General features: G+C 66.1%; 18 protein-coding genes and 1 pseudogene. 5 read left to right on the top strand and 14 right to left on the bottom strand.

Going from position 1 to position 23,296, the window contains the following annotated elements:
* The 7 genes and pseudogenes from BLW48_RS33150 to kdpF all read right to left on the bottom strand — a co-directional run.
* Positions 1–194, bottom strand: a pseudogene (locus BLW48_RS33150) (hypothetical protein); the annotation flags it as partial.
* A gap of 125 nt (positions 195–319) precedes the next feature.
* On the bottom strand, positions 320–1,012 hold the full coding sequence (kdpE, locus tag BLW48_RS33145; RefSeq protein WP_093179898.1) for a two-component system response regulator KdpE: 693 nt from the start codon (positions 1,010–1,012) through the stop codon (positions 320–322).
* 5 nt (positions 1,013–1,017) lie between these two features.
* On the bottom strand, positions 1,018–3,762 hold the full coding sequence (locus tag BLW48_RS33140; protein WP_093179897.1) for a DUF4118 domain-containing protein: 2,745 nt from the start codon (positions 3,760–3,762) through the stop codon (positions 1,018–1,020).
* Between the two features lie 217 nt (positions 3,763–3,979).
* Positions 3,980–4,561: a potassium-transporting ATPase subunit KdpC gene (gene kdpC / locus BLW48_RS33135; RefSeq protein ID WP_093059546.1), complete on the bottom strand. Its 582-nt coding sequence runs from the start codon at positions 4,559–4,561 to the stop codon at positions 3,980–3,982.
* 13 nt (positions 4,562–4,574) lie between these two features.
* Entirely contained in the window at positions 4,575–6,677 is a 2,103-nt protein-coding gene (gene kdpB, locus BLW48_RS33130; protein ID WP_093081877.1) for a potassium-transporting ATPase subunit KdpB, read from the bottom strand.
* Positions 6,678–6,687: 10 nt separating this feature from the next.
* Complete coding sequence (kdpA, locus tag BLW48_RS33125) at positions 6,688–8,493, bottom strand: potassium-transporting ATPase subunit KdpA (protein WP_093179895.1); 1,806 nt, start codon at positions 8,491–8,493, stop codon at positions 6,688–6,690.
* A 2-nt stretch (positions 8,494–8,495) separates the two neighbouring features.
* Complete coding sequence (kdpF, locus tag BLW48_RS33120) at positions 8,496–8,594, bottom strand: K(+)-transporting ATPase subunit F (protein ID WP_093059552.1); 99 nt, start codon at positions 8,592–8,594, stop codon at positions 8,496–8,498.
* 337 nt (positions 8,595–8,931) lie between these two features.
* Here kdpF and BLW48_RS33115 point away from each other — a divergent pair, with 337 nt between their 5' ends.
* Both BLW48_RS33115 and BLW48_RS33110 read left to right on the top strand, forming a co-directional pair.
* Positions 8,932–9,186, top strand: a complete 255-nt coding sequence (locus tag BLW48_RS33115; RefSeq protein ID WP_093059554.1) for a hypothetical protein — start codon at positions 8,932–8,934, stop codon at positions 9,184–9,186.
* 21 nt (positions 9,187–9,207) lie between these two features.
* Positions 9,208–9,420, top strand: a complete 213-nt coding sequence (locus tag BLW48_RS33110; protein ID WP_093179893.1) for a hypothetical protein — start codon at positions 9,208–9,210, stop codon at positions 9,418–9,420.
* A 162-nt stretch (positions 9,421–9,582) separates the two neighbouring features.
* On the opposite strand, the gene BLW48_RS33105 is transcribed toward BLW48_RS33110, so the two are convergent.
* Positions 9,583–10,191, bottom strand: a complete 609-nt coding sequence (locus tag BLW48_RS33105; protein ID WP_093059556.1) for a TetR/AcrR family transcriptional regulator — start codon at positions 10,189–10,191, stop codon at positions 9,583–9,585.
* Between the two features lie 109 nt (positions 10,192–10,300).
* Between BLW48_RS33105 and BLW48_RS33100 the strand changes: the two genes are divergently transcribed.
* The 3 genes from BLW48_RS33100 to BLW48_RS33090 all read left to right on the top strand — a co-directional run bounded on the left by BLW48_RS33100 (position 10,301) and on the right by BLW48_RS33090 (position 16,199).
* On the top strand, positions 10,301–11,332 hold the full coding sequence (locus BLW48_RS33100; protein ID WP_093081867.1) for an MBL fold metallo-hydrolase: 1,032 nt from the start codon (positions 10,301–10,303) through the stop codon (positions 11,330–11,332).
* Positions 11,333–11,461: 129 nt separating this feature from the next.
* Positions 11,462–13,582, top strand: a complete 2,121-nt coding sequence (locus BLW48_RS33095; RefSeq protein ID WP_093179892.1) for a TonB-dependent siderophore receptor — start codon at positions 11,462–11,464, stop codon at positions 13,580–13,582.
* 52 nt (positions 13,583–13,634) lie between these two features.
* Positions 13,635–16,199, top strand: a complete 2,565-nt coding sequence (locus tag BLW48_RS33090) for a PepSY domain-containing protein (RefSeq protein WP_093179890.1) — start codon at positions 13,635–13,637, stop codon at positions 16,197–16,199.
* 79 nt (positions 16,200–16,278) lie between these two features.
* On the opposite strand, the gene BLW48_RS35550 is transcribed toward BLW48_RS33090, so the two are convergent.
* From BLW48_RS35550 to BLW48_RS33065, 6 genes are all read right to left on the bottom strand, one after another.
* Positions 16,279–16,482, bottom strand: a complete 204-nt coding sequence (locus BLW48_RS35550; protein ID WP_256331058.1) for a TetR-type transcription factor C-terminal domain-containing protein — start codon at positions 16,480–16,482, stop codon at positions 16,279–16,281.
* A gap of 33 nt (positions 16,483–16,515) precedes the next feature.
* Positions 16,516–17,421, bottom strand: coding sequence for a 2OG-Fe(II) oxygenase (locus tag BLW48_RS33085; protein ID WP_093179889.1), 906 nt, complete (start codon positions 17,419–17,421; stop codon positions 16,516–16,518).
* A 19-nt stretch (positions 17,422–17,440) separates the two neighbouring features.
* Complete coding sequence (locus tag BLW48_RS33080) at positions 17,441–18,112, bottom strand: hypothetical protein (RefSeq protein ID WP_093179887.1); 672 nt, start codon at positions 18,110–18,112, stop codon at positions 17,441–17,443.
* 51 nt (positions 18,113–18,163) lie between these two features.
* Entirely contained in the window at positions 18,164–18,817 is a 654-nt protein-coding gene (locus tag BLW48_RS33075; protein ID WP_256331056.1) for a hypothetical protein, read from the bottom strand.
* Positions 18,814–20,217: a cytochrome-c peroxidase gene (locus BLW48_RS33070; RefSeq protein WP_093179886.1), complete on the bottom strand. Its 1,404-nt coding sequence runs from the start codon at positions 20,215–20,217 to the stop codon at positions 18,814–18,816. Before BLW48_RS33070 ends, BLW48_RS33075 begins: the two co-directional genes overlap by 4 nt.
* Before the next feature lie 158 nt (positions 20,218–20,375).
* Positions 20,376–22,832, bottom strand: coding sequence for an alkaline phosphatase family protein (locus BLW48_RS33065; RefSeq protein ID WP_093179884.1), 2,457 nt, complete (start codon positions 22,830–22,832; stop codon positions 20,376–20,378).
* Between the last annotated feature and the right edge of the window lie 464 nt (positions 22,833–23,296).

The raw sequence follows: 23,296 nt of genomic DNA, 5'->3' as shown, positions 1-23,296 counted from the left end.
CCACGGAACTTGTAGTTCGTGGTGATGGACACGTTGCCCGTGAGATTCGGGGCGGGAGCGGCTGCCGGTGCTGCTGCGGCATCCGTCGTTGCTGTTTGCGCCAGGGCTGCGCCCGAAGCGGCGAATGCAGAGATCAACACGAGCGCGTGCTTGACTGCGATGGTGGAAGCGGCCCTGCTGGGGATTTTTTTCATGAGGCAATAGTTAAAAAAACGGAAGCGCATAGCCTAGAAGCCGCCTCATAAAAGCCTTGTAAAAAGTAGCGCCGCGCGCATAAAGATTTCATCGCGGCTTCATGCCCCGGCGCTGCCGGACCTGGTCAGACGGACAGCCTGTAACCCACCGCCGTCTCGGTCAGCAGATGGCGCGGCTGCGCAGGGTCGACTTCCAGTTTCTGGCGCAGATGCCCCATGTAGATGCGCAGATAGTGGTTCTGCTCCGTCTGCGCCGGACCCCACACAGTGATCAGCAACTGGCGTTGCGTCAGCACGCGCCCCACGTTGGCAATCAACACCGACAGGAGGCGATATTCCGTTGGCGTGAGGTGCACTTCGACACCGGCGCGCCGCACCACCCGGGCGACGTGGTCGACCTCCACCTCGCCGAAGCGAAAGACGGCTTCGGCCTCCTCCGCACCGCTGATCGGGCGCGGCCGGCGCAGCGTGGCCCGCACGCGCGCCAGCAACTCGCCGGCGCCGAAGGGCTTGGTCAGATAGTCGTCGGCGCCGGCATCCAGCGCGGTGATCTTGTCGGCCTCGCTGGTGCGTGCCGACAGCACGATGATCGGCACGGCGGACCAGCGGCGAACGTCGAGGATGAGCGATACGCCGTCGCCGTCCGGCAGTCCAAGGTCCAGAACGAGCAGGTCGGGCCTGCGGGTTCCTGCGGCCGTCAGGCCTTCGCGCAGCGTGCCGGCCTCGTGCACCTGCCAGCCTTCGGTTTCGAGCGCACCACGCACGAACCGCCGGATCTGCGGCTCGTCTTCAATGACAACGGCTGTGTGTGAGGACATGTTCTTCAGAGCTGGGCTTCCATGGATACCGGCGGGGCCCGCCGCGGCAATGTCACGACGAACTCGGCGCCACCGTCCTGCGAGTTCGAGGCAGTCACGTCTCCGCCGTGCGCATTGACCACGGCCTTGCAGATGGCAAGACCCAGGCCGACGCCAGGCGTGGCCGATTCCGCCTGCCCACGCGTGAACTTGTCGAACAGCGTCTGCTCATGGCCCTTCACGACGTCGGGCAGGCCGGGCCCGTGGTCGCGCACCGTGAGCACCAGGGCGGCGTCGGTGACGGAGCCGCTCGCCACGATCGGCGGCGCGCCGTATTTCGCGGCGTTTTCCAGCAGGTTGACGAGCACGCGCTCGATGAGCACGGCGTCGAACTCGACGAGCGGCAAGTCGACCGGCAGCACCGTCTGCACATGCACGCCGCCCAGCGCCGGTTCGGCCGCCCGGATCGCCGACCCGAGGACTTCTTCCACCGACTGCCAGTCGCGCCGCAGGTTCACCGCGCCGCCGGCAATGCCGCTTTCGAGGCGCGCCATGTCCAGCAGATTGCTGACCAGCGCGTGGAGCTGGTGTGCCTGCGAGACGATTGCGCGAGCGGCCTCCACGTGCTCGTCGGACGGCAGGTTCTGCAGCGACTCGGCCAGTGCGATCAACGCTGTGAGCGGGGTGCGCACATCGTGTGAAATCGCTCCGAGCAAGGCGTTGCGCAGGCGCTCCGATTCCATTTCGACCACCGCCTGCTGGGCCACCTCGACGTAATGCACGCGCTCCAGCGCGATGGCGATCTGCCGCGCCAGCGTCTCGAGTTGCTGCGCCTGCTCGGGAATCAGCAGCCAGCGCGGCTGCGCCGGCGACAGCGCGAGCACGCCGCGAATGCGCATCGGCGCCTGCAGCGGCACGTAGTGCCAAGGTTGTGCCGCCAGCGTGGCGGTTGCGAGTCCGGCCGGCTGGCCCTGGCGAAACGACCAATCGGCGACGGAGGCGTCGAATCCCTTGGGTGCCTGCGACGGCATCACGAGACGGTCGTTCGCGTCCGTCACCAGCACCAGCGCACGGCCGCCGAAATGGCCTTCGACCGCCGCTGCTCCGAGCTCGACAACCTGCGTGCTCTCGAGCGCAGCCGACAGCTCGCGCGTGAGTTCGAACAGCGATTGCGCCCGTCGCTCGCGGCTGGCGGACACGCCGGCCGCGAAGCGCAGCCCGGCCGTGAGCTGCCCCACCAGCAGGCCGACGCCGAGCATGACGACGAAGGTCAGGACGTACTGCACGTCGCTGACGCTGAAGGACAGCCGCGGCGGCACGAAGAAATAGTCGAAGGCCGCAACATTGAGCAGCGCAGCGAAAGCCGCCGGTCCGCGCCCGAAGCGCAGCGCCGAACCGACTACGCCGAGCAGGAACAGCATCACGATGTTGGTCAGCTCCAGCACATTCGACAGCGGCATGGCAACCAGCGTGATGCCCACGCTGATCGCCGCGGTAAAGGCGTAGCCGGGCCATCGCGCCCGTGGCCTGTCCGTGTCTTCCACGTTGTCGTCGGCAAGCCGGCCGGGACGCCCATGCGCGATTCGCCGGGAGCTTTCGGCTCGCGCGACCTCGACGATGTCGAGGCCTGGAGCGTGGCGGGCGAGCTCACGCGTCAGCACGGCCGAAGGCCACCATCGCAGCCAGCCTTCGGCCGCTTCGGCACGCCCCACGACCAGCGTTGCGCAGTTGAGCCGCTGGGCTTGCCCGGCAAGTTCCGCCGCGACGTCGACGCCAGTCAGCACCGCAGTCACTGCGCCCAGTTCCTCGGCCAGCTTCAGCACCGCGAGAATGCGGTCGCGCTCCGCCGCGGCCAGCCGCTGCAGCCTGGGCGTCTCGACATACGCCGCATGCCAGCGCACATTGAGCTGGCCCGCGAGCCGCGCCGCCGTGCGCACCGTCTGCGCCGCGCCTTCATGCGGGCCCACGCAGGCGAGGATCGCGCCCGAGGTGTTCCAGGCCTGCAGCTCGCGGCCCTGCCCGTTGCCGCCAGCGCCCGATTGCTCCACGCGCCAGCCGCGCACGTCGTCTTCCACATGCTCGGCGGTGCGGCGCAGTGCGATCTCGCGCAATGCGATCAGGTTGCCCTTGCGAAAGAAGTTCTGCGCAGCGCGCTCGGCCTGCTGCGGCAGATAGACCTTGCCGGCCGCGAGCCGCGCCGTGAGCTCGTCGGGCGTGACATCGACCAGCACCACCTCGTCGGCCTCGTCGAGCACGGTGTCGGGCACGGTCTCGTGCACGCGCACGCCGGTGATCGCGCCGACCGTGCCGTTGAGGCTTTCGAGGTGCTGCACGTTGAGGGCAGACCACACCTCGATGCCCGCGGCCAGCAGTTCCTGTACGTCCTGCCAGCGCTTGGCGTGGCGCGAGCCGGGGGCGTTGGTGTGAGCCAGTTCGTCGACCAGCAGCACGGCGGGCTTGCGCGCGAGCGCGGCATCGAGATCGAATTCGGCGAGAGTGCGGCCGCGGTAGTCCAGCTCGCGCAGCGGCAGTGTGTCGAGCCCCGTGAGCAGCGCGGCGGTTTCGGTGCGGCCGTGGGTCTCGACCACGCCAATGAGCACGTCGCGCCCGGAGGCGCGCTCGCGCTGCGCGGCGCTCAGCATGGCCCAGGTCTTGCCGACACCGGCACTGGCGCCGAAGTAGATGCGCAGCTTGCCGCGCAGTGCGCGCGCTTCGTCGTTTCGCAATTGGGCCAGCAGGGCATCGGGGTCCGGGCGAATGACATCTTGCATGGACAAGGCCTGCTAGCGTTGCGTGGGGCCCTTGCGCGAAGCAGGACCGCTTGCCTTGGACTCCCTGCGCCTGGCTCCACGCGCATGCCGGCGCGCAGTGCGGGACACGATGAACCACGCGAACCCCAGAGGAATGAACAGCGCCGCCATCGCGCAAAGGACGTGGAACAGGTCAGTCACCATGGTGCAGCTCGCGCGACGCGGGAGTCGTCGCTCCTTACTTCACCTTGTCGAGGGCAATGTTGAGCGACAGCACGTTGACGCGCGACTCGCCCAGCAAGCCGAACAGCGGAGCCTGGGTGTTGCTTGCAATCAGCGCGTTGACCTGCTCGATCGGCACGCCGCGTACGCGCGCCACGCGCGCGGCCTGGTATTGCGCGGCGGCGGGGCTGATGTCGGGGTCGAGCCCGCTGGCCGAAGCCGTGACGAGGTCGACCGGCACCGGCGCGGTGTTGCCCGGATCGGCCGCGCGCAGCGCCTCGACGCGCGCCTTCACCGCATCGGTCAGCGCGGGGTTGAGCGGCCCCTGGTTGGAGCCGCCCGAGGCGGTCGCGTTGTAGGGCTGCGGCGCGGTGGCCGACGGACGACCCCAGAAGTGCTTCGGGTCGCTGAAGTTCTGGCCGATGAGCCTGGAGCCCACGGTCGTGCCGTCGAGCACGATCAGGCTGCCCGCCGCCTGCGAAGGAAACACCGCCTTCGCGGCGCCGGTGACGGCCATCGGATAGATCAGGCCGGTGAGTGCGCTCAGCAGCGCAAAGACCACGAGTACAGGGCGAACGATATTGCCGTTGTTGTTCATGATTGGGAACTCCTCAGACGAGATGGACGGCTACAAGAAGCCAGTCGATCAACTTGATGCCGATGAAGGGGACGACCAGGCCGCCCAGGCCATAGATGGCAAGGTTGCGGCGCAGCAGCGCGGCGGCGCCGACGGGCCGGTAGCGCACGCCCTTCAATGCCAGCGGAATCAGGAACACGATGACCAGCGCGTTGAAGATCACCGCGCTCAGGATGGCCGACGACGGGCTCGCGAGCCGCATCACGTTCAGCGCGCCCAGCTGCGGATAGGTCGATACGAAGATCGCCGGAATGATGGCGAAGTACTTCGCTACGTCGTTCGCAATCGAGAAGGTGGTGAGCGAGCCGCGCGTCATCAGCAGCGCCTTGCCGGTTTCCACCACTTCGAGCAGCTTGGTCGGGTTGGAGTCGAGGTCGACCATGTTGCCGGCCTCCTTCGCAGCCTGCGTGCCGCTGCCCATGGCCACGGCCACGTCGGCCTGCGCGAGCGCGGGGGCGTCGTTGGTGCCGTCGCCGGTCATGGCCACGAGGCGGCCTTCGGCCTGGTACTGGCGGATGAGCGCGAGCTTGTCTTCGGGCGTGGCTTCGGCCAGGAAGTCGTCGACGCCGGCTTCGGCTGCGATGGCCGCGGCGGTGAGCTTGTTGTCGCCGGTGATCATCACCGTCTTGATGCCCATGCGGCGCAGCTCGGCAAAGCGCTCCTTGATGTCGGTCTTGACGATGTCCTTGAGCTCGACCACACCAAGCACGCGGTTGCCTTCGGCCACGGCCAGCGGCGTGCTGCCGCGACGGGCCGCTTCTTCGGCCGCGCGCAGCACCTCGGGCGCCATGCTGCCGCCTAGCGCCTCGACGTGGCGGCGCACCGCATCGACCGCGCCCTTGCGCAGCTGGACGGCATCAGTGTCGAGGCTGTTGGGCGCGGCGGGCAGGTCGACGCCGCTCATGCGGGTCTGCGCGGTGAAGGGCACGAAATGCGCGCCCTCGACCGACGTCGCTGCGTCGAGGCCGTCGCGGCGGGCCAGCTCCACGATGCTGCGGCCTTCGGGCGTTTCGTCGGCCAGCGATGCGAGCATCGCAGAGCGGGCCAGGCGGGCTTTCGGAATGCCGGGCGCGGGCAGGAACGAAGTGGCCTGGCGGTTGCCGTGCGTGATGGTGCCGGTCTTGTCGAGCAGCAGCACGTCGACGTCGCCGGCGGCTTCCACCGCGCGGCCCGAGGTGGCGATCACGTTGGCCTGCATCATGCGGCTCATGCCGGCCACGCCGATGGCCGACAGCAGGCCGCCGATGGTGGTCGGGATCAGGCACACCAGCAGCGCGACCAGCGCGGTGAGCGACACCACGGTTCCCGCATTGGATGCACCGACGCTGAATATCGAGAACGGCAGCAGCGTGGCGGTGACGATCAGGAACACCAGCGTGAGCGCAACCAGCAGGATGGTGAGCGCGATTTCGTTGGGCGTCTTCTGGCGCTTGGCGGCCTCGACCATGGTGATCATGCGGTCGAGGAACGACTCGCCCGGGTTCACCGAGACGCGCACCACCAGCCAGTCGGACAGCACGCGGGTGCCGCCGGTCACAGCCGAGAAGTCGCCGCCCGATTCGCGCACCACGGGCGCCGATTCGCCGGTGATGGCGCTTTCGTCGACCGAGGCCACGCCTTCGATGACTTCGCCGTCGAGCGGAATGACGTCACCGGTCTCGACCAGCACGACGTCGCCCTTGCGCAGGTTGGGCGCCTGTTCGGGCAGCCACTGCGCGCCATGGTGCGGCTCATGCAGCTTCTTGGCCCAGGTGTCCTTGCGCAGGCCGCGCAGCGAGGCGGCCTGCGCCTTGCTGCGGCCTTCTGCCAGTGCTTCGGCGAAGTTGGCGAACAACACGGTGAACCACAGCCAGATGGTCACGGCCAGCACGAAGGCGGGCTTCATGCCGGTGTCGCCCGGGAAGCTCATCGCATGCACCCAGAGCAGCGTCGTCAGGATGCTGCCGATGTAGACGATGAACATCACCGGATTGCGCCACTGCACCCGCGGGCTCAGCTTGGTGACGGAGGCCCAGAGGGCGGGCCGCAGGAGCGCTGCATCGAACAGCGAAAGGGAAGTATTGGTCTTTGTAGTCATGGTCCGGGCCTCACTTCGCCCACAGCATCAGGTGCTCGACGACCGGTCCCAGCGCGAGCGCCGGCACGTAGTTGAGCAAGCCCACCAGCAGCACGGTGCCGATCAGCAGCGTCACGAACAGCGGCCCATGCGTGGGCATGGTGCCGGCCGTGACCGGAAGGCGCTTCTTGGCGGCGAGCGCGCCGGCAATGGCGAGCACCGGCACGATCACGCCGAAGCGGCCGAACCACATGACGACCGCCAGCAGCGCGTTGTAGAACGGCGTGTTGGCCGACAAGCCCGCGAAGGCGCTGCCGTTGTTGTTGCCGGCCGAGGTCAGCGCGTACAGGATCTCCGAGAACCCATGCGCGCCGGGGTTGGCGATGCCGGCCTTGCCCGCATCGGCGATCACGGCAACGGCCGTGCCGGCCAGCACCAGGATCGGCGTCACAAGAATGGCGACCGAGGTGAGCTTCATCTCATAGACCTCGATCTTCTTGCCGAGGTACTCGGGCGTGCGGCCGATCATCAGGCCGGCGATGAACACCGCCAGGATCGCGAAGATCAGCATGCTGTAGAGCCCGGTGCCCACGCCGCCGAACACCACTTCGCCGAGCTGCATCAGCACCATGGGCACCATGCCGCCGAGCGGGGTGAGCGAGTCGTGCATGGCGTTCACCGCGCCGCACGAGGCGGCCGTGGTGATGGCGGCGAAGAGGGCCGAGGCGTCGATGCCGAAGCGCACTTCCTTGCCTTCCATGTTGCCGCCGCTTTGCAGCACGCTCGACACCTGGTCGACGCCCAGCGGCGTCAGCAGCGGGTTGCCGGCCTGCTCGGCGGGGGTGAGCACGACCACGGCGATGACGAAGATCACCGTCATGGCCGCGAGCACGGCCCAGCCCTGGCGGATGTCGCCGACCACGCGGCCGAAGGTGAAGCACAGCGCCGCCGGGATCACGAAGATCGCGAGCATCTGCAGCAGGTTCGCAAACGCCGTCGGGTTCTCGTACGGATGCGCCGAGTTGGCATTGAAGAAGCCGCCGCCGTTGGTGCCGAGCATCTTGATGGCTTCCTGCGAAGCAACCGGGCCCATGGCGAGCGTCTGCGTCTTGGTGGTGGCGTCTTCCATCACCGGCTGGCCCTTGTCGTCCTTCAGCGGCTGGCCATTGGCGTCGTTCTTCGGCTGCTGGAAGGCGGTGGTCTCGAGCGTGTCCACGGTCTTGTAGGCGTCGAAGTTCTGGATCACGCCCTGGCCCGCGAGGAGCATCGCGAGCACGAAGGAGATCGGCAGCAGAAGCCAGGTCGTGATGCGCGTGACATCGACCCAGAAGTTGCCCACGAAACCCTTGCCGTCGGTGCGGCGCGCCGCAAAGCCGCGCACCAGCACGAAGGCCACTGCAATGCCCGTGGCGGCGGAGAAGAAGTTCTGCACCGTGAGGCCGAGCATCTGCGTGAGATAGCTCATGGTCGATTCACCGGCATAGCCCTGCCAGTTGGTGTTGGAGACAAAGCTCACAGCGGTGTTGAAGGCCGAGTCGGGCGACACGGCCGTCATGCCCGCCGGGTTGAACGGCAGCCAGCCCTGCAGTCGTTGCAGGCCATAGACAGCCAGTGCACCGACCGCGTTGAACGCGAGCAGCGCAAAGGCGTAGCTGCGCCAGTGCATGGAGTTGTCGGGCGAGACCCCGGCAAGCTTGTAGAGAGGTGCTTCGACGCGTTGAGTCCAACGCGGCATATGGCCATTGCACATCGCCGCCAGAAAACGTCCGAGCGGCCATGCAAGCAACAGCAGCACGACGAGATAGAAGGCCAGAAGCCCCCAGGCCGAGCTACTCATGATCAGAACTCCTCGGCGCAGATGAGCGCAAAGACGAGGTAGGCGAACAGGATCACGGCGATAAGCCCGGCGAACCCGTAGAGGACTTCAAGTCCGATCATGGCCGTTCTCCCTTGGGCGTATCGAGCTTGTGCAGCCCGACTACCAGTTCGGCCACTACGACCCACATGACCGCAATGGCGGCAATCCACACGATGTCCATTCATCACTCCTGCAAACGAAACAAGTCAGTGAGTCTCTGCAGGCGCGCGTAAAAACAGGGATAAATCTTGGGAGCGGGCTGTAAAAAGAATATAAAAATCCGGAGAGCGCGGTATGCGAAGGAACGACGCATCGCTTTGAAACAAGCGAAAGCACGTGCCCCTTGACGGCTGCCGGTAGGCCAAGGCTGCGGTTCGCCGCAGTGACAGCGCTCGAAAGACCCCACAAAGGACCTCGATGAACGCGATCAAAGAAGCACGCCAGATCATCACGGCCGACCCGAACGGCGAGGAGTCCCTGACTCTGGCCCGACTCGTGCTGGCCCTGGAATCCGAGGGCGACTTCCCTCTTGCCAGCCTCTACACGCTGAGCCTCGGCACCTTCAGTCTTGCGATGGAAATCCTGAAGGAGTGGCGGCTCGACCGCTACTACGCGAGAAAGGGAAAGCTGCTGGATGTGTCCTATCAGGCGCAGGTCCTGGCAGCACACTGAAACTCCGCCAGAGGCCGCACCTTGGAACGCACCATGGTCCCGGCAAGCCAGCTCCGGGTCATCATCGACGAGGTTGAACCTCACGCGTTTTCCTGGACGCTCATGGAGCGCAAGGAGACGGGCATCATCGATGTGCAGGTGGCGCGCTCTCCGAAGAACTTCCCTGAATTCGATCTTGCATTGGAAGACGGCTTTCTCGCGCTGAAGGAGTTGGCGCGCGAGCACAAGCGCTGATTGACGGCGACGTCGTCAGCCAGCGAGATGGAAGCTGTTTTCCGCTCTTGAGGGTTGACGGCAGCCGCGTTGGCGGGGATGAAAGTGACGCACGAAATTACGGCCGTCGGCACCTTGCGGGCGCGGACGGCCGCAATCGCGTGCGGCAACGCGAATCTTGGCTTATGCCTCGTAGTGGCTGAGGAACAGGTCTACCGCCGCATTGGCGATCTGCCGCTGCGCACGCGGCGCCAGCTTGGGCTGGCCCAGCGCGACCTGCGGCCAGAAGGCCACGCCCTTGACCAGGCTCTCCAGTTGCTGCGCGGCCAATGAAGCGTCGCCTGCCTTCAGGCGGCCGTCCTTCTGTGCGGCGCGAATCCAGCCGAGCACCCCGCCTTCCTTCTGGCCCAGGCGATTCATCATCTCCTGCACGCGTTCAGGCGAATGGATGGCGGCCGCGATGGCCACGCGTGCGAGGTCGAGAAAGTTGTCGTCGGCCAGCAGGGACATTTTCTGCATCAGCAGCGCGAGCAACTGCTCGCGCACCGGCGCATCGGCGCGATAGGGCAGCTCTTCCTGGCTCGCGGCGCTTTCCCACAGCACGCGCAGGATCTCGGCGAAGAGTTCGTCCTTGCTCGGAAAGTGGTTGTACAGCGTGCGCTTCGAAACCTCGGCGCGGGCGGCGATCTTGTCGACGCTCGTAGCCTCGAAGCCGCTGGCGCGGAACTCGGCGATGGCGGCCTGGACGATCGCCTCGCGCTTGCGGTCGGTAAGACGTATAGCCTGGGTCATTGGCGGATTTTACACCGCTGAGTTTACTTTTTTGAATTTCGCTGTACACTCCGAAAAATTACACCGCGTGGTGTACTTTTTATCCTCCCTCTTGATCGGAGTGCTCCGCATGACCAACCAGTCCCTCTGCCTTCGCCGCAGCGAGCCCGTCGTTCGCGCCTCGTCGCCGCGACAGCTTGACGGCAAGTTCCGCAACGTCGTGCCACGCGAGGAACCCGGTTTCGCCAAGACGCTCGCCATCGCCTGGCGCATATTGACGCAGAAGCCCGACACCACGGTGCCGCGCGCGCCGATTCCGGTGCAGCCCCTCAGCGCGGCAGCACTGGCCGCCGCACCCGACGCGAGCCTGTTCCGTCTCGGGCATTCCACCCTGCTCCTGAAGCTCGCCGGCGAGTTCTGGCTCACCGACCCGGTGTTCTCCGAACGCGCATCACCGTTCCAGTGGATGGGGCCGAAGCGCTTTCATGCGCCGCCCATTGCCATCGACGATCTGCCGCCGATCAAGGGCGTGATCCTGTCGCACGACCACTACGACCATCTGGACCACGCCGCCATCATGAAGCTGGCGCCCAAGGTGGATGTGTTCATCACGCCCATCGGCGTGGGCGACCGCCTGATCGCCTGGGGCGTGGACGCGGCCAAGGTGCAGCAGCTCGACTGGTGGCAGCAGACGGCTGTGGCGGGCGTGCGGCTGGTGGCGGTGCCGGCGCAGCATTTTTCCGGGCGCAGCCTTACCGACAGCGACCGCACCCTGTGGGTGTCGTGGGTGATCATGGCCGGCGACCTGCGCCTGTTCTTCAGCGGCGACACCGGCTACCACGCCGACTTCAAGACCATCGGCGAGCGCTTCGGCCCCTTCGATGTGACGATGCTCGAAACCGGCGCCTACGACGCACAGTGGCCCGAGGTGCACATGCAGCCCGAAGAAACGCTGCAGGCCCATCTCGATCTCAAGGGCCGCTGGCTGATGCCCGTGCACAACGGCACCTTCGACCTGGCGATGCACGCCTGGCACGAGCCCTTCGACCGCATCCAGGCACTGGCTGAAGCAGCCGGCATCGAGCTGGCCACACCGGCCATGGGCGAACAACTGTCGCTGGCCCAGCCGCACACGGGGCGGCGCTGGTGGCGCGAGCTCTAGCAGCAAACTCCGCATCGAAGGCACCCGCACAAAATAGAGAATGATTCTCATCCGTACGCATGAGATAAACTTCGCGTGAATTCTCTTTGAGTACTGCGCGCTTGCACGCGGCGCGGGCTCGCACGCTCCATGCACAAGCTTCTTCTGGCAACGCCACTCGCGCTCGCGGGCGCCGTTTCTTACTCTCACGCACAAACGCCCGATCCCGCCTCCGATGCGTCCGGGCAACTCAGCACAGTCACGGTGCAATCCAGCGCGACCAATGGATTCGTCGCGAACACCGTGGAGGCCGGCACATTCCGGGGCGCCAACATCCTGGAGGTTCCCGCGACGGTCAACACGGTCACGAGCGATGTGTTCGAGCTCCAGGGCGCGACAGGTATCTACGACGTGCTGCGCAACACCGCCGGCGTGACGCGCCAGCAGAACGGCGGCGACACCTTCGACCAGCTCGTGATCCGCGGCATCGCGGTCGAGAACCGGACGAACTACCGGCTCAACGGCTCCCTCGCAATTCCCAACGTCTCCGAGATCCCCATGGAGAACAAGGAGCGTGTCGAGGTGCTGAAGGGAGCCTCGGCGCTCTACTACGGCTTCACCACGCCGGCCGGCATCATCAACCTGGTGACCAAGCGCGCCGGCAGCACGCCGGTGACTTCCGTCGGCCTCACCGTCGACGACAAGGGCTCCTTGCAGGCCTCCACCGACATCGGGCGCCAGTTCGGCGACCAGAACCAGTTCGGGGTGCGAATCAACGCGGCCGGCGGCCGCGTCGGCTCCAACATCGACGGCATAGACGGCAATCGCAGGTTCGTGTCGGCCGCTTTCGACTGGCGCGTCAACAGCCGCCTCACCCTCAAGGCCGACGTCGAAAACTACCGCAAGCGCATCACCGAGCAGGCCGGCATCACGAGGCCGGCGGCCGTCAACGGCGTGATCACCCTGCCAGCCCTGCCCGACCCGAACAGGCTGCTGGGCCCGGCCTGGGCGGTCTTCGACGCCGAAGTCACCAACACCCAGTTGCGCGCCGACTATTCGCTCAGCGACAACTGGGCACTGACGGTGGAAGCCGGTCACTCCGAAGCCGAGCGCGACCGCAGGCTCGCCAGCTTCAGCAACTACAACGTGCTGACCGGCGCAGGCCGCATCACCGGCAACGACCAGAGCCTGAAGCAGACCTCCGACCTGTTCCGCACGGAGCTTTTCGGCACCTTCTCGACCGGCAGCATGCAGCACGAACTCACCATCGGCGCCGCGCAGAGCAAGAAAACTCAGGATCCGATCTACCAGCGCAACTACGGCGGCGCGAGTACCGCGCAGAACCTGTACAACCCGGTCGTCATCGGCTACCTGCCGCTGACCGCGCTCCCGACCCGGCCCACCACCGGGGCGCAGGACAGCAAGGAACTGGGCCTCTACGCACTCGACCGCATCACCTTCTCGCCGCAATGGCAACTGGTGGTCGGTGCGCGCCATACGCACTTCGAGAGCACGCAGGGCGCAAGCGCCACGATCCCCCTGATCGCATTCGACGTGCGCAAGACCACACCGCTCGCGGCGCTCAGCTACAAGTTCACGCCGGACCTGATGGGCTACGTGTCGTACGCGCAAGGCGTCGAGGAAGGCGAAATCGCACCCGCCGGCACCACCAACCAGAACGCCCACATGCCGCCCGGCGTGAGCAAGCAGAAAGAAATCGGCCTGCGCTGGCTCACCAGCGGCGGCATGCTGCTGTCCGGCGCCCTGTTCGACATCGAACGCCCGGGCGCCTACACCAACAGCGCCAACACCTTCGTGGCCGACGGCCGGCAGCGCTACCGCGGCCTCGAACTCTCGGCACAGGGCCGCCTGACCCGCGCACTCGCTTGGCAACTCTCGGCCCAATCGCTCGACGCAGAGTTCCGCGACATCAACGCGCAGTACAACGGGAAGATGCCCGAGAACACCGCCAAGCAGACGGCCAGCGCCTTCCTCTCGTACGACATCGCGGCAGTGCCGGGCCTGTCGGTCAACGGCGGGGCCTACTACACGGGGCGGCGCCCGGTGGACGACCTGAACCAGGCGTTCATCGGCGGAAACACCATCTTCGGCCTGGGCGCCCGCTACGTCACGCAGCTGTTCGGCAAGCGCACCCTGTGGCAGATCAACATCGACAACGTCGCCGACAAGCGCTACTGGGCGGCGGCCGGCACGCGGCTGGCCGTTGGAACGCCGCGCTCGGTCAAGGCAACGCTGAAGATCGATCTCTGACACCAACAACAACCCAGCCGCGCCCACGGCGGCCCCAACCCCACTTCCCGACATGGCCCTCCTGAGGCGCGCCTGGTTCCAGATCCACTGGTTCATCGGCATCACGGCCGGGTCCGTGCTCGTGCTGATCGGGCTGACCGGCGCCACGCTCTCCTTTCGCGCCGAGATCATCGACGCGATCAATCCCGAACTGCGCCATGCGCCCAACCCGGGCGGCGCGGCGGCGCTGTTGCCCGCGGCACTGGCACAGCAGCTGCAGGCGGCGCATCCGAAGCGCCGGATCGTCACGCTCACCGTGTTTGCCGAACCCGGGCGGCCAGCGCGCGTCAACTTCGCCCCACCGGAAGGCCAGCGCCAGGGCGAAGTGCGGCTGGTCGATCCATGGACGGCCGAGCTGCTGCCCGAGCCGAAGGGAGACGCCTTCTTCGAGATTGTCGAAAGCCTGCACCGATGGCTGCTGCTGCCCCGCGACACAGGCAAGCCCGTCACCGGCACCCTGGCCACGGGCCTGCTGATCCTGGCGTTGTCGGGCCTCTATCTGCGCTGGCCGCGCCGGCCGCTTGCCTGGCGGGCCTGGTTGAAGCTGGACTTCGCGCTCACCGGTCGCGCATTCCTCTGGAACCTGCATGCGGTGGTCGGCACCATTGCGCTGCTGGCGTACCTGGCCTCCAGCCTGACGGGCCTCTACTGGGGCTTCGATGGTGTGCGAACGCTGGTCGACAACGCAGCAGGCGAAGGTCGCATGGTCCGCACGCAGCGCATGCAGGCCGGCGGCGCGGCTGCCAAGGCAACTGCGGCGCCCAAGCCCGACCTGCAACGAGTGTGGCAATCCTTCCTGCAGGAAACCAACGGCGACTGGAGCCTGGTCACGCTGCGCATGCCCACGCGCAACGCAACGCAGATCGAAGCGACCTACCTGCGCGCCAACCCCGAGCACGAGCGCGCGCGCAACCGTCTCTATCTCGACGCCGTCACCGGTGAAGCCACGCAGCATGAACGCTACGCCGACAAGCCATTGGCGGGCCGGCTGGTCAACAGCATCTATCCGCTGCACATGGGAACCTACTGGGGCCTGCCGGGCCGCATCGTGATGACGCTCAGCAGCCTGGGGCTGTCGCTGTTCGCGATCACGGGATGGATGCTCTATCTCGGGCGCCGGCGCACGAAGCGCGCGGTGCGCGACGAACGCGCACGCCTCAGCCCGGCCCTGCCACCGGACAGCCACGGCGCCGAGCCCGTGCTGCTCACCTTCGCGACCCAGACCGGCCATGCAGAGCGCGTCGCGTTGCAGACGGCGGCGGTGCTGCAATCGGCCGGCGTCGCGGTGGTGCTGCAGCCACTGGTGCGCCTGAGCGTGGATGCGCTGCAGCGCTACCGCAAGGTGCTGCTGGTGGCCAGCACCTTCGGCGACGGCGATCCGCCAGACAGCCTGCGCGCCTTTGCACGCCAGTTCGCGCGACAGACCGGTTCCGGCTTGCAGCACGTGCACTACGGTTTGCTCGCATTGGGCGACAGGCACTACGCCAACTTCTGCGGCTTCGGCAGGGCGCTCGACCACGATCTGCGCGGCCATGGCGCTCAGGCGTTGTTCCCGATGATCGAAGTGAGCAACGGCGATGCCGGCGCCCTCGCGCGCTGGCAGCAGTCGCTGGCCGACGCGTTCGCGGTGCAGGTCGACACGTGGCAAAGACACCAGCCGAAGGTGGCACCCTTCGAGCCGTGGCGCCTCGTGCGCCGCACCCTGCTCAACGCAGGCAGTCAAGGTGCCCCCCTCTTCGAGATCGAACTGGCCCGCCCCGATTCGGAAGCCTGGAAGCCAGGCGCACTCGTCGAACTGCTGCCGCGCCAGGCTGGCCCCGCAGTCGAGCGGGCCCTGCGCGACGCCGGGCTCGACGGACGAACACTCGTCCGCTTCGATGGCCATGAGCGCACGCTCGAAGATGCCCTGTCTCGCAGCACGCTTACGACAGCGACATCCGCCGCAACCGCGCAGGCGTTGGCCGACACACTGGTGCCGCTGGCGCCGCGCAGCTACTCGGTGGCATCGATCACAACGGACGGTTGCGTGCAATTGCTGGTGCGCCAGGTCCGCCACGATGACGGACTGGGCATCGCATCGGGCTGGCTGACCGCCTCGGCTCCCGCTGACGCCGCCATCGAGCTGCGCCTGCTGCCCAATCCCGGTTTTGCGCTGGTCGACGACGAGGTGCCGTGCATCTTCATCGGCAACGGTTCCGGCTTCGCGGGCCTGCGCGCGCATCTTCGCGAACGCGCGCGGCGAGGACACGGGCGCAACTGGCTGGTCTACGGCGAGCGGAACGCCGCGCACGATTCCTTCTGCGCCACGGACATCGCGCAATGGCAGGCCGCCGGAGCGCTTGAGCGCGTCGACCTGGTGTTCTCCCGCGACCAGGCCCAACGCCGGTACGTGCAAGACCGGTTGCGCGAGGCTGCTGATGCGTTGCGGCAACGGGTTGCCGAGCGTGCCGTGATCTATGTCTGCGGCAGCCTCGAAGGCATGGCTCCGGGCGTCGATTCGGCGCTGCGCGAGGCTCTGGGTGAACAGGTCTTCGATGACCTGGTCGCGCAGGGCCGCTATCGCCGCGATGTCTATTGAGTCACGGCGGGACGCCGTACCCGGCGAGGGCCCGGCTCATGTGCAGCATCCCGAAGAGATTGGTCTCGAGTTGCTCGCGCTACTGCTTGCGCGTTGTCTTCCGTGGCTCGATGTCCATCCCCGAGATGCCGTTGACGAACAGCTGAGTCGCGATCGGCACCATCTGCTCGTAGGTGAAGCGCCCCTCGGGGCGGAACCAGGTGAACATCCAGTTGAGCATGCCGAACAGGAACATCTGTCGAGCTGACGATCGTCGGCGCCTTGAAACGGGTCTTGCGCCGATCCGCAGAAATCCGGATGCGCACGAAGACGATCTTCAAAACCCCGCGAAGGGCCTCGCGACTTCGCCGGCGGCCACGAAGCGGCGCTCGCGCATCCATTTGGTCATGACCCACTTCTCGCCCCGGGTCACGATCGCACTGGCGTGCAGGGAGCGCGTGTCGACGCGGCCGTTTTCATCGGCGTACTCGAAGTAGCAGGCATTGCCGCGAATCGGCGAAACCGCCAGGCCAAGCTGCGGAAAGACGGTCTGGCCGCCGTCCTGCACGTCGTTGAGATAGGTCACCAGGGTGCTCACGCGCTGGCCGCTTCGCGCGATGGATTCGCGGTTGGCGACGTTGGTGGGCGCCAGGTAGTCGTAGTGAGGCTCGCTCCCCGCGCCGGTCGGGTAGTACAGCACCTGCAGCCCCTCGCCGTTTTCCAGCGGAAGGTTCATCAGCGCCGACAGGCGCCGGTCGAGACGGGCGACCAGGTCGTTCTCGCCCAGGCGGAAGAACATGCCCCAGCTGGCGCGCTTGTCGCTCACCACATCGCGGCCGCTCATCGGATCGACCAGCGTGGAAGGCTTCAGGCGCGGGCGCGCCATTTCGATGATGCCCTTGCACTCGTCGGCATCCACGACGTTGCCGAGCGCGGCAAAGACCGGGTCTTCGCCGCGCGAGTGCACGACGATCTCGCGGTCGGCCGCCAGGATGCGCGTGCCCGGTGCGAGTCGCGCCACGGGCCTGGATGAAGCTTCGTCCGGCAGTTCGATGGCGTCGGCCGGCATCGCTGCGCCACGCTGGCGCGCATCGACATAGGCCGCGACGATGGCCTGCGCCGCGCGCTCGTTCATGCCTTGCTTGAGCATGGTGGCCACCAACGCGTGCGGCGCCTGGCCGGCATTGAGGTTGTGCGTGAGCCAGCGGCCCAGGTCAGGCGAGAAGCGGATGACGGTGCTCATGAGGCACCACAGGTGCGAGTCAAACCGGCCCCATCCGGGCGACCCAGCCCTTGTCGCCGAGCGTGAAGCCCTGGCGAAGCTGCAGCTGCCCGCCCGCGCCATTCGTGATGCGCGTGATCATCGGGAACACGCGCTGTGCGTCGGCGTTCTGCATCCACGGCACCGTGTCGATCTGGTAGGTGTAGCTCACCACCACCAGCGGATGGCTTGCGTCGGATGCATCGACCTTGACGTCGACGATCTTCTCGCGCTTGAGGTGCGCCACGCAGAAGTCGTTGGCGTGCTCGGTGCCGTGGTTTGCGTACGGATGCGGCTTGTAGAACTTGCGGCCGGCGTCGGTCAGCTCGAATCGCTTGACCGCGCCGTCCGGGTTCTCGCTGCTCTTCGGTACGGAGACGATGGTGCTGTGCACCAGGCCCAGTTGTTCCATCACCGGAAACTGGATGGCGTGGCGTGCGCCGGAGCCGGCCTCGGCTTCGGTCAGGTCGATCGGCCAGTCGAACATTGAAAGGCAGATGTCGCCACGCTGGGCCAGGTGGTCATCCAGTGCAGCCGCGAGGTTCTCGGCGGTGGGTGCCTTGGCGTCGTGGCTGGCGCTGCATGCGGCCAGCGCACAGACGATGGCGATGCCCGTCAGGGTCTTGATCGAAGTCCGGGTGTGCCGACCCGAGCGGATGGAGCGGAGATTCATGGGGTCTCTGGTTGATTTACGGGTAGCAGGCAGTGCATGGCGATCGCGGACCTAGTGCGCATCCAGTTCGTCCGCGACCCAGCCGCGCCGCGTGAGGTGAACGCCAAGGCGCACCTGCATCGTTCCTTCGCGCTGGATGGCGCGCGCCAGCAACGGAAAGACCTGCTGCACTTCGGGCGCTGTTGCCCAGGGATCGGGCGCGATGCGGTAGGTGAAGAGCAACGAGGTCGCGGTGCGGCCATCGCGTGTTTGCGGCGGGTCCCAGCCGATCAGGCGATCCAGGCTCAGGGTGGCCGCGCAGAAGTCGGCCGGGTGCGTGACCGTCTGCGTCGTGGTGCGGATCACCACGGGCACCTGGAGGTAGTACTTGCGCCCCGCATCGGTCAGCGCGTATTCGCGGGCCGGCACGGTGATGGCGACATCCTTGCCGGTCACCAGGCCCAGCTTTTCGAGCACCGGCATCTGCTGCGCATCGGGCTCGTGCGATCCGGCCGGCACCGTGATCGGCCAGGCGTATTTGGCCAGGCAGACGTGCCCGCGCTGCGCGAGATAGTCGTTGACTGTCGCCGTGAAGTTGTCGCGATCCGGAAAGCGCGCCTGTTCGTTGTCGCAGCCGGCGAGCAAGGCCAGCGAGGCCAGCAACACCAGCAGGGACGCGACGCCGCCGACGCGTCGGGCAAGGACCGAGGTTGTGTTCGTCTTCACTTCACGCACCTGCCCATGGTCGGTGCGGCGGAGGGAGGCTGGTAACCGTCACTGAACGTGCCCAGGAAGCAGACCAGGTCGGCGATCTGCTGCGGTGTCATGACCGGTGGGGAGCTAGGCGCGCGCGGCCGCGTGCCGCTGGCAAGCGTCTTCTCGCCGCCCTCGCCGGTGCCCAGCGGCACTTCCTCGTCGATGCTGCCTTGCTGCGAGCGCGGCAGGTCGTTGTACTTGTTGACCGTTGCGCCCGGCACGTGGGTGGGTTGCAACGCCCAGCTCGGGTTGGCCTGCGGCGCACCGGAGCCGTCGTTGTTGGCGGGGTACCAATACTCCGGGTTGGTGTCCCGCGTGTTGTAGAAGTTGACGACCTGCTCCAGCGAGTGGAGCACGCCGTTATGGAAGAAGGCACCCCGCGTCGCCACGTTGCGCAACCCGGGAACCTTGAACATGCCGCAGTACGGGTTGGGCGTGTCCGGCGTGGCGGGCATGTGGTCGGTGCGGTAGGGGCCGCACAGTCCCATGTCGAAGTATTTCGGGTCGTCGTTGGCCGGAATCGGATCCGGATTGTTCGGGATCGACCTGTCATTGCGCGGCGCACCCAGGGCCTGGTAGGTGAAGTCCGTCATCAGGCCGGTGTTGCCGTTGAAGTTGGCGCCCGTGTAGTGGCAGCCCGAGCAGTTGGTGACGCCGGTGCTGTGAAACAGAACCTCGCCGCGCCGCTCGGCCGGCGTCAGCGTGCCGCCGAGCTTGTTGAAGACATGGAGGTCGTACTTGCTGCTGTACGGGTGAAAGCTGATGTCTTCAGTCTCCAGTGCCTGGATCGCAGTGCCGAGGGCGTCGAAAGCCTTGTCGGTGTTGTCGAACACATCGGCGCCGAAAGCCTGCTTGAACAAGCCGGCATAGGTGCTGCTCTGGACCACCTTCATGACCGCCTCCTTGGAGGCGTTGTTCATCTCGAGCGGGTTGAGCAGCGGCATTCCGGCCTGCGTCGCCAGCGTCGCCGCGCGGCCATCCGCCATGAAGCCGCCGCCAGGCGAACTGGTGGTCACGCCGTCGGGGTTCGGCGCGTTGTCGTCGTAGGCCGGCGTCGATTCCCTGTAGCGCAGCGAGGGCACGGCGCGCGCGCCGGTCTGCGTGATGTCGGAGCCCAGCTGCACCGAGATGCTGTTCGGCGGACCGTAGGCGTATTGAGGGTCATGGCAGCTCGCGCACGACATGTTCCTGCCGCTCGACAGGTTCTTGTCGAAGAAGGCCAACTGCCCGACCTGTGCGCCCAGGCTCAGGGGCGGCTTGCGCGGGCCAGTGGTGCTGCCTGCCGTCGTTGCAGTGCTCTTGCCATCGCAAGCCACCAAAGCCAATAGCGCTACCGAGAGCGCCATGACGAGCGGGACTGTCTTGTCCATTACCAGATTCATCATTCACCGTTGCATCTCGCAAGAGCTGCCATGCCGCCTTGGATGAGTTCGCCTTGCGCGAGCTCGAAGGCCATAAAAAAGCTGTTCCAGGCGGCCCCGCGAAGGATTCCGCCTGGAACGCCGCCTCTTGGCGGGCGGCTTTCTGCTTACTTGGTCGCCCAGACGTTGTTCTGGCTCGCGTCAGGTCCCACCTGCGGGGTGATCTGGCCTTCCAGCTTGCCCGTGAGGGTGTCCTGTACACCCACGATGTCGTTCGCGTACAGCTTCTGGGTGTAGTTGGCCGGGATCACATAGGCATGGTTGATCGGCCGCACGGAGTCGAAGTGCGTGTCCGCGCTGTTCTGGTATTCCGGCAGCGCAAGGATGTTGGCCGTGATGAACGCTTCCGTGTATTTGGTGCGGTTCAGGTAAGACGCATCCACGGCCGGGTCGGCGATCTGGAACATGTCCTGCAGCGTGCGCAGGAACGCGAAGTGGCTGTATGCATCGCTGTCCGCAACCTGCTTCTTCGCCGTGCCCACGTCCTGCTGGTTGGACATGATGCCGAAGATCGAATTGCCGTGACCGAAGTTGCCTGCGGCGTAGTTGGACGGCGGGGTGGTGGCCGTCGCCTTGCCGCTCGCGTCCACGGTCACCGGCGCCGCGCCGGAAGTCGGGCCGCCCGCGTTCCAGCCGCAGCAGGAGCCGTTGCTGCCGCCTTCGCCTTCGTCGTACATCACGACGATCGCAACGCGCTTGTGCGGGTTCTTCCACAGCGCCGAGCTGCGGATCTTGTTGACTACCATGCCCAGGTAGATGTCGGCGCGCACGGTGCCGGCCGCCTGGCCGTCGTTGTTGGTGTTCGCGCAACTCGTGTCGGAGCCGACACCGTGCATGTCGTCGCACTGGTCCGGAACGATGAAGTTGATGTTGCCCACATCGCCCGTGTCCAGGTCCTTGCCGAACTGGTCGTAGATCCAGCCGCCCGGAACCGGGAAGATCGATGACTTGAGCCAGTCCGCTTCCTGGTACTGCGTGCCGAAGATGGTGCGGTTGTTGGCCACGAAATCGGGCAGGCTGCGGGCGCCCTGGAAGGCGATCGACGGGCCGTGCTTGACCTTGTAGAGGCCGCCCTGCGCGGCGAAGTTAGGGGAACCGACGAGAGTGGGCGGAGCGGAGCCGTCGAGGCTGGTGGCGCCCTTGAGCTTGCTCGAGTCGTACGTGGCGGTCACGGCGTTGTCGAGGATGCTGTCGGCGCGCACGTCCTGGCCGGGGTTCATAGACTCGCTGTAGGTGCGGATGGTCAGGCCCGCCTTGGACATCGCCGTGAACAGGTTGCTGCCCGGGATGTTGTGCACGGTGCCGCCGGTCGGGTTGTCACCGCAAGTCGGATCGGCTGCGGAGTAATGGGAGCGGCTCTGGCTGTTCGCCGGCGGGAGCTTGCCCTGAGCGGGCATGGTCTGGCCGTCGGAGGCCGCACCACCGGCAAATGCGACGTCCTTGATTTCGTAGGGGCTGCCGGGAACGGCGCCGCAACCGAACCAGTTGTCGTCGGTGATGCCGAAGTCGTCGCCGCCGCCCAGCGCGGTGTAGTTCGGTTCGGACGGGTTGCCGGTCGAGTAGTACGTCTTCAGCTGGTTGTAGTTGTTCAGGATGTAGTTGATGTTGGCCGCGCGCGGGTTGCCGAGGATCACGTCGGTCGACTTGTTTTCCTCGACGATGACGAAGATGTTGTCGTAAGCCGGCACGCCTTCCACGTTGAAGGCCGCCTGCTGCGCCTGCGCGAAGGTGATGGGCGCCTGCTTCTGCGTCGGCACCGTGGGGGTGGCCTTGGTGCCATCGCTGTTGGTGAGCGTCACGCTCGACAGGCCTGCGAGACGGGGGTCGCCGCCCAAGACGGCCAGGTTGTCGGGGAACAGGTCCTTGCGGTCGAGCTTGGTCGTCGCGTAGGTGTAGCGGTTGGTCAGCTGGTTGTCTTCATACAGCGCCGCATACTGGGTCGCGCCGGCCAGGGTGTTGACGTCGGCCAGCGGATCGGTGAACGCGGCCGTGCCGAGATTGAAGGCCGGGCCGTTGAGGCGTGCGACGAGGTTGGCCTTTTCGGCCGCGTAGCTGCTGCCATTGGCTTCCACCAGGCGTTGCGCTTCGCTCGACAGCGGGCTGATGACGATCTTGCCCGCGCCCTGGTCGGCGATCTGGGCAGTCGAGGCGCGCAGGATCAGGTGGCTGGCCACGGTAGCGCCGGTCGCGGTATTGATCGCGGCGGTGCCGATATCGGCCACCAGCGGTCCGGTCTGGGTGGTCGTCAGCGTGAACTTGCCGCTGGCATCGGTGGTGGTCGAGACTTCGCCGCTGTCGAGCACGCCATTGCCGTTGGCATCGACGAAGACCGTGGCCTTCTGGTAGTAGCCAGGCTTCAGGGTCGGGTTGCCCGTGGTGCTGCCCGGCACGTAGCCGCTGGCGGTCACCACGCCGCTGAAGGTCGTGCCGGGAGTGCTGGCGGGCGGAGTGGTGATCGGGAAGAAGCCGCCGCCCCCGTCGTTTCCTCCGCCGCAAGCGGCGAGCACGCAAGCTGCAACCGTCGTCAATGACGTGAGCAAAGCCTTTTTATTGAGAATTGGCATGTATATCCTGGGGCAGTGAGTTATGGATGGTTTTTACCGACCGGCAAGGGACAGCTGGGCATCGTCTTTTTCAGCAAGAAGCGCCAGATCGAGGAGGAATGTAGAAATAACGGGTGACATTCATGTGTCAAAAGAGCGATGAATATCCAATTCACGGAGCACGTGCCGACCCGTAATTTTTCTGCTTCCGCAATTAACTGACCGCAAGCTGACCGGAGAATTAGAAGACAATTAGCAACTAATTAGAAAGGAATTAGGAATGCAGCTTGCGGATAGACCTTCGGCCTTGCCATCCCGCGAATGGAGATCGATTCGCGCAGGGCTTCGCCTCCGGAATTTCCTGTTTGAAAATTGGAGATGGAGTTCTGCCTGGGAAGTCCTGGACGGAAATTGCTGCGTCAAGTGCGCCGTTTTTCGGCAGCAATAGATTCACGGAATCAATGAATCCTCCGAGGCACGGCCCT

It is taken from the genome of Variovorax sp. YR266 (assembly GCF_900107295.1).
In the GTDB taxonomy this organism is placed as follows: Bacteria; Pseudomonadota; Gammaproteobacteria; order Burkholderiales; family Burkholderiaceae_C; genus Variovorax.
The sequence above is the reverse complement of the archived record's forward strand: the minus strand, read 5'-3'. Positions and strand labels throughout refer to the sequence as shown.

What these genes read in the sequence shown, in the direction of transcription:
- kdpE (WP_093179898.1), bottom strand. Translation starts at nt 1,012, where the DNA reads ATGTCCTCACACACAGCCGTTGTCATTGAAGACGAGCCGCAGATCCGG.
- BLW48_RS33140 (WP_093179897.1), bottom strand. Translation starts at nt 3,762, where the DNA reads ATGCAAGATGTCATTCGCCCGGACCCCGATGCCCTGCTGGCCCAATTG.
- kdpC (WP_093059546.1), bottom strand. Translation starts at nt 4,561, where the DNA reads ATGAACAACAACGGCAATATCGTTCGCCCTGTACTCGTGGTCTTTGCG.
- kdpB (WP_093081877.1), bottom strand. Translation starts at nt 6,677, where the DNA reads ATGACTACAAAGACCAATACTTCCCTTTCGCTGTTCGATGCAGCGCTC.
- kdpA (WP_093179895.1), bottom strand. Translation starts at nt 8,493, where the DNA reads ATGAGTAGCTCGGCCTGGGGGCTTCTGGCCTTCTATCTCGTCGTGCTG.
- kdpF (WP_093059552.1), bottom strand. Translation starts at nt 8,594, where the DNA reads ATGATCGGACTTGAAGTCCTCTACGGGTTCGCCGGGCTTATCGCCGTG.
- BLW48_RS33115 (WP_093059554.1), top strand. Translation starts at nt 8,932, where the DNA reads ATGAACGCGATCAAAGAAGCACGCCAGATCATCACGGCCGACCCGAAC.
- BLW48_RS33105 (WP_093059556.1), bottom strand. Translation starts at nt 10,191, where the DNA reads ATGACCCAGGCTATACGTCTTACCGACCGCAAGCGCGAGGCGATCGTC.
- BLW48_RS33100 (WP_093081867.1), top strand. Translation starts at nt 10,301, where the DNA reads ATGACCAACCAGTCCCTCTGCCTTCGCCGCAGCGAGCCCGTCGTTCGC.
- BLW48_RS33095 (WP_093179892.1), top strand. Translation starts at nt 11,462, where the DNA reads ATGCACAAGCTTCTTCTGGCAACGCCACTCGCGCTCGCGGGCGCCGTT.
- BLW48_RS33090 (WP_093179890.1), top strand. Translation starts at nt 13,635, where the DNA reads ATGGCCCTCCTGAGGCGCGCCTGGTTCCAGATCCACTGGTTCATCGGC.
- BLW48_RS33085 (WP_093179889.1), bottom strand. Translation starts at nt 17,421, where the DNA reads ATGAGCACCGTCATCCGCTTCTCGCCTGACCTGGGCCGCTGGCTCACG.
- BLW48_RS33080 (WP_093179887.1), bottom strand. Translation starts at nt 18,112, where the DNA reads ATGAATCTCCGCTCCATCCGCTCGGGTCGGCACACCCGGACTTCGATC.
- BLW48_RS33070 (WP_093179886.1), bottom strand. Translation starts at nt 20,217, where the DNA reads ATGGACAAGACAGTCCCGCTCGTCATGGCGCTCTCGGTAGCGCTATTG.
- BLW48_RS33065 (WP_093179884.1), bottom strand. Translation starts at nt 22,832, where the DNA reads ATGCCAATTCTCAATAAAAAGGCTTTGCTCACGTCATTGACGACGGTT.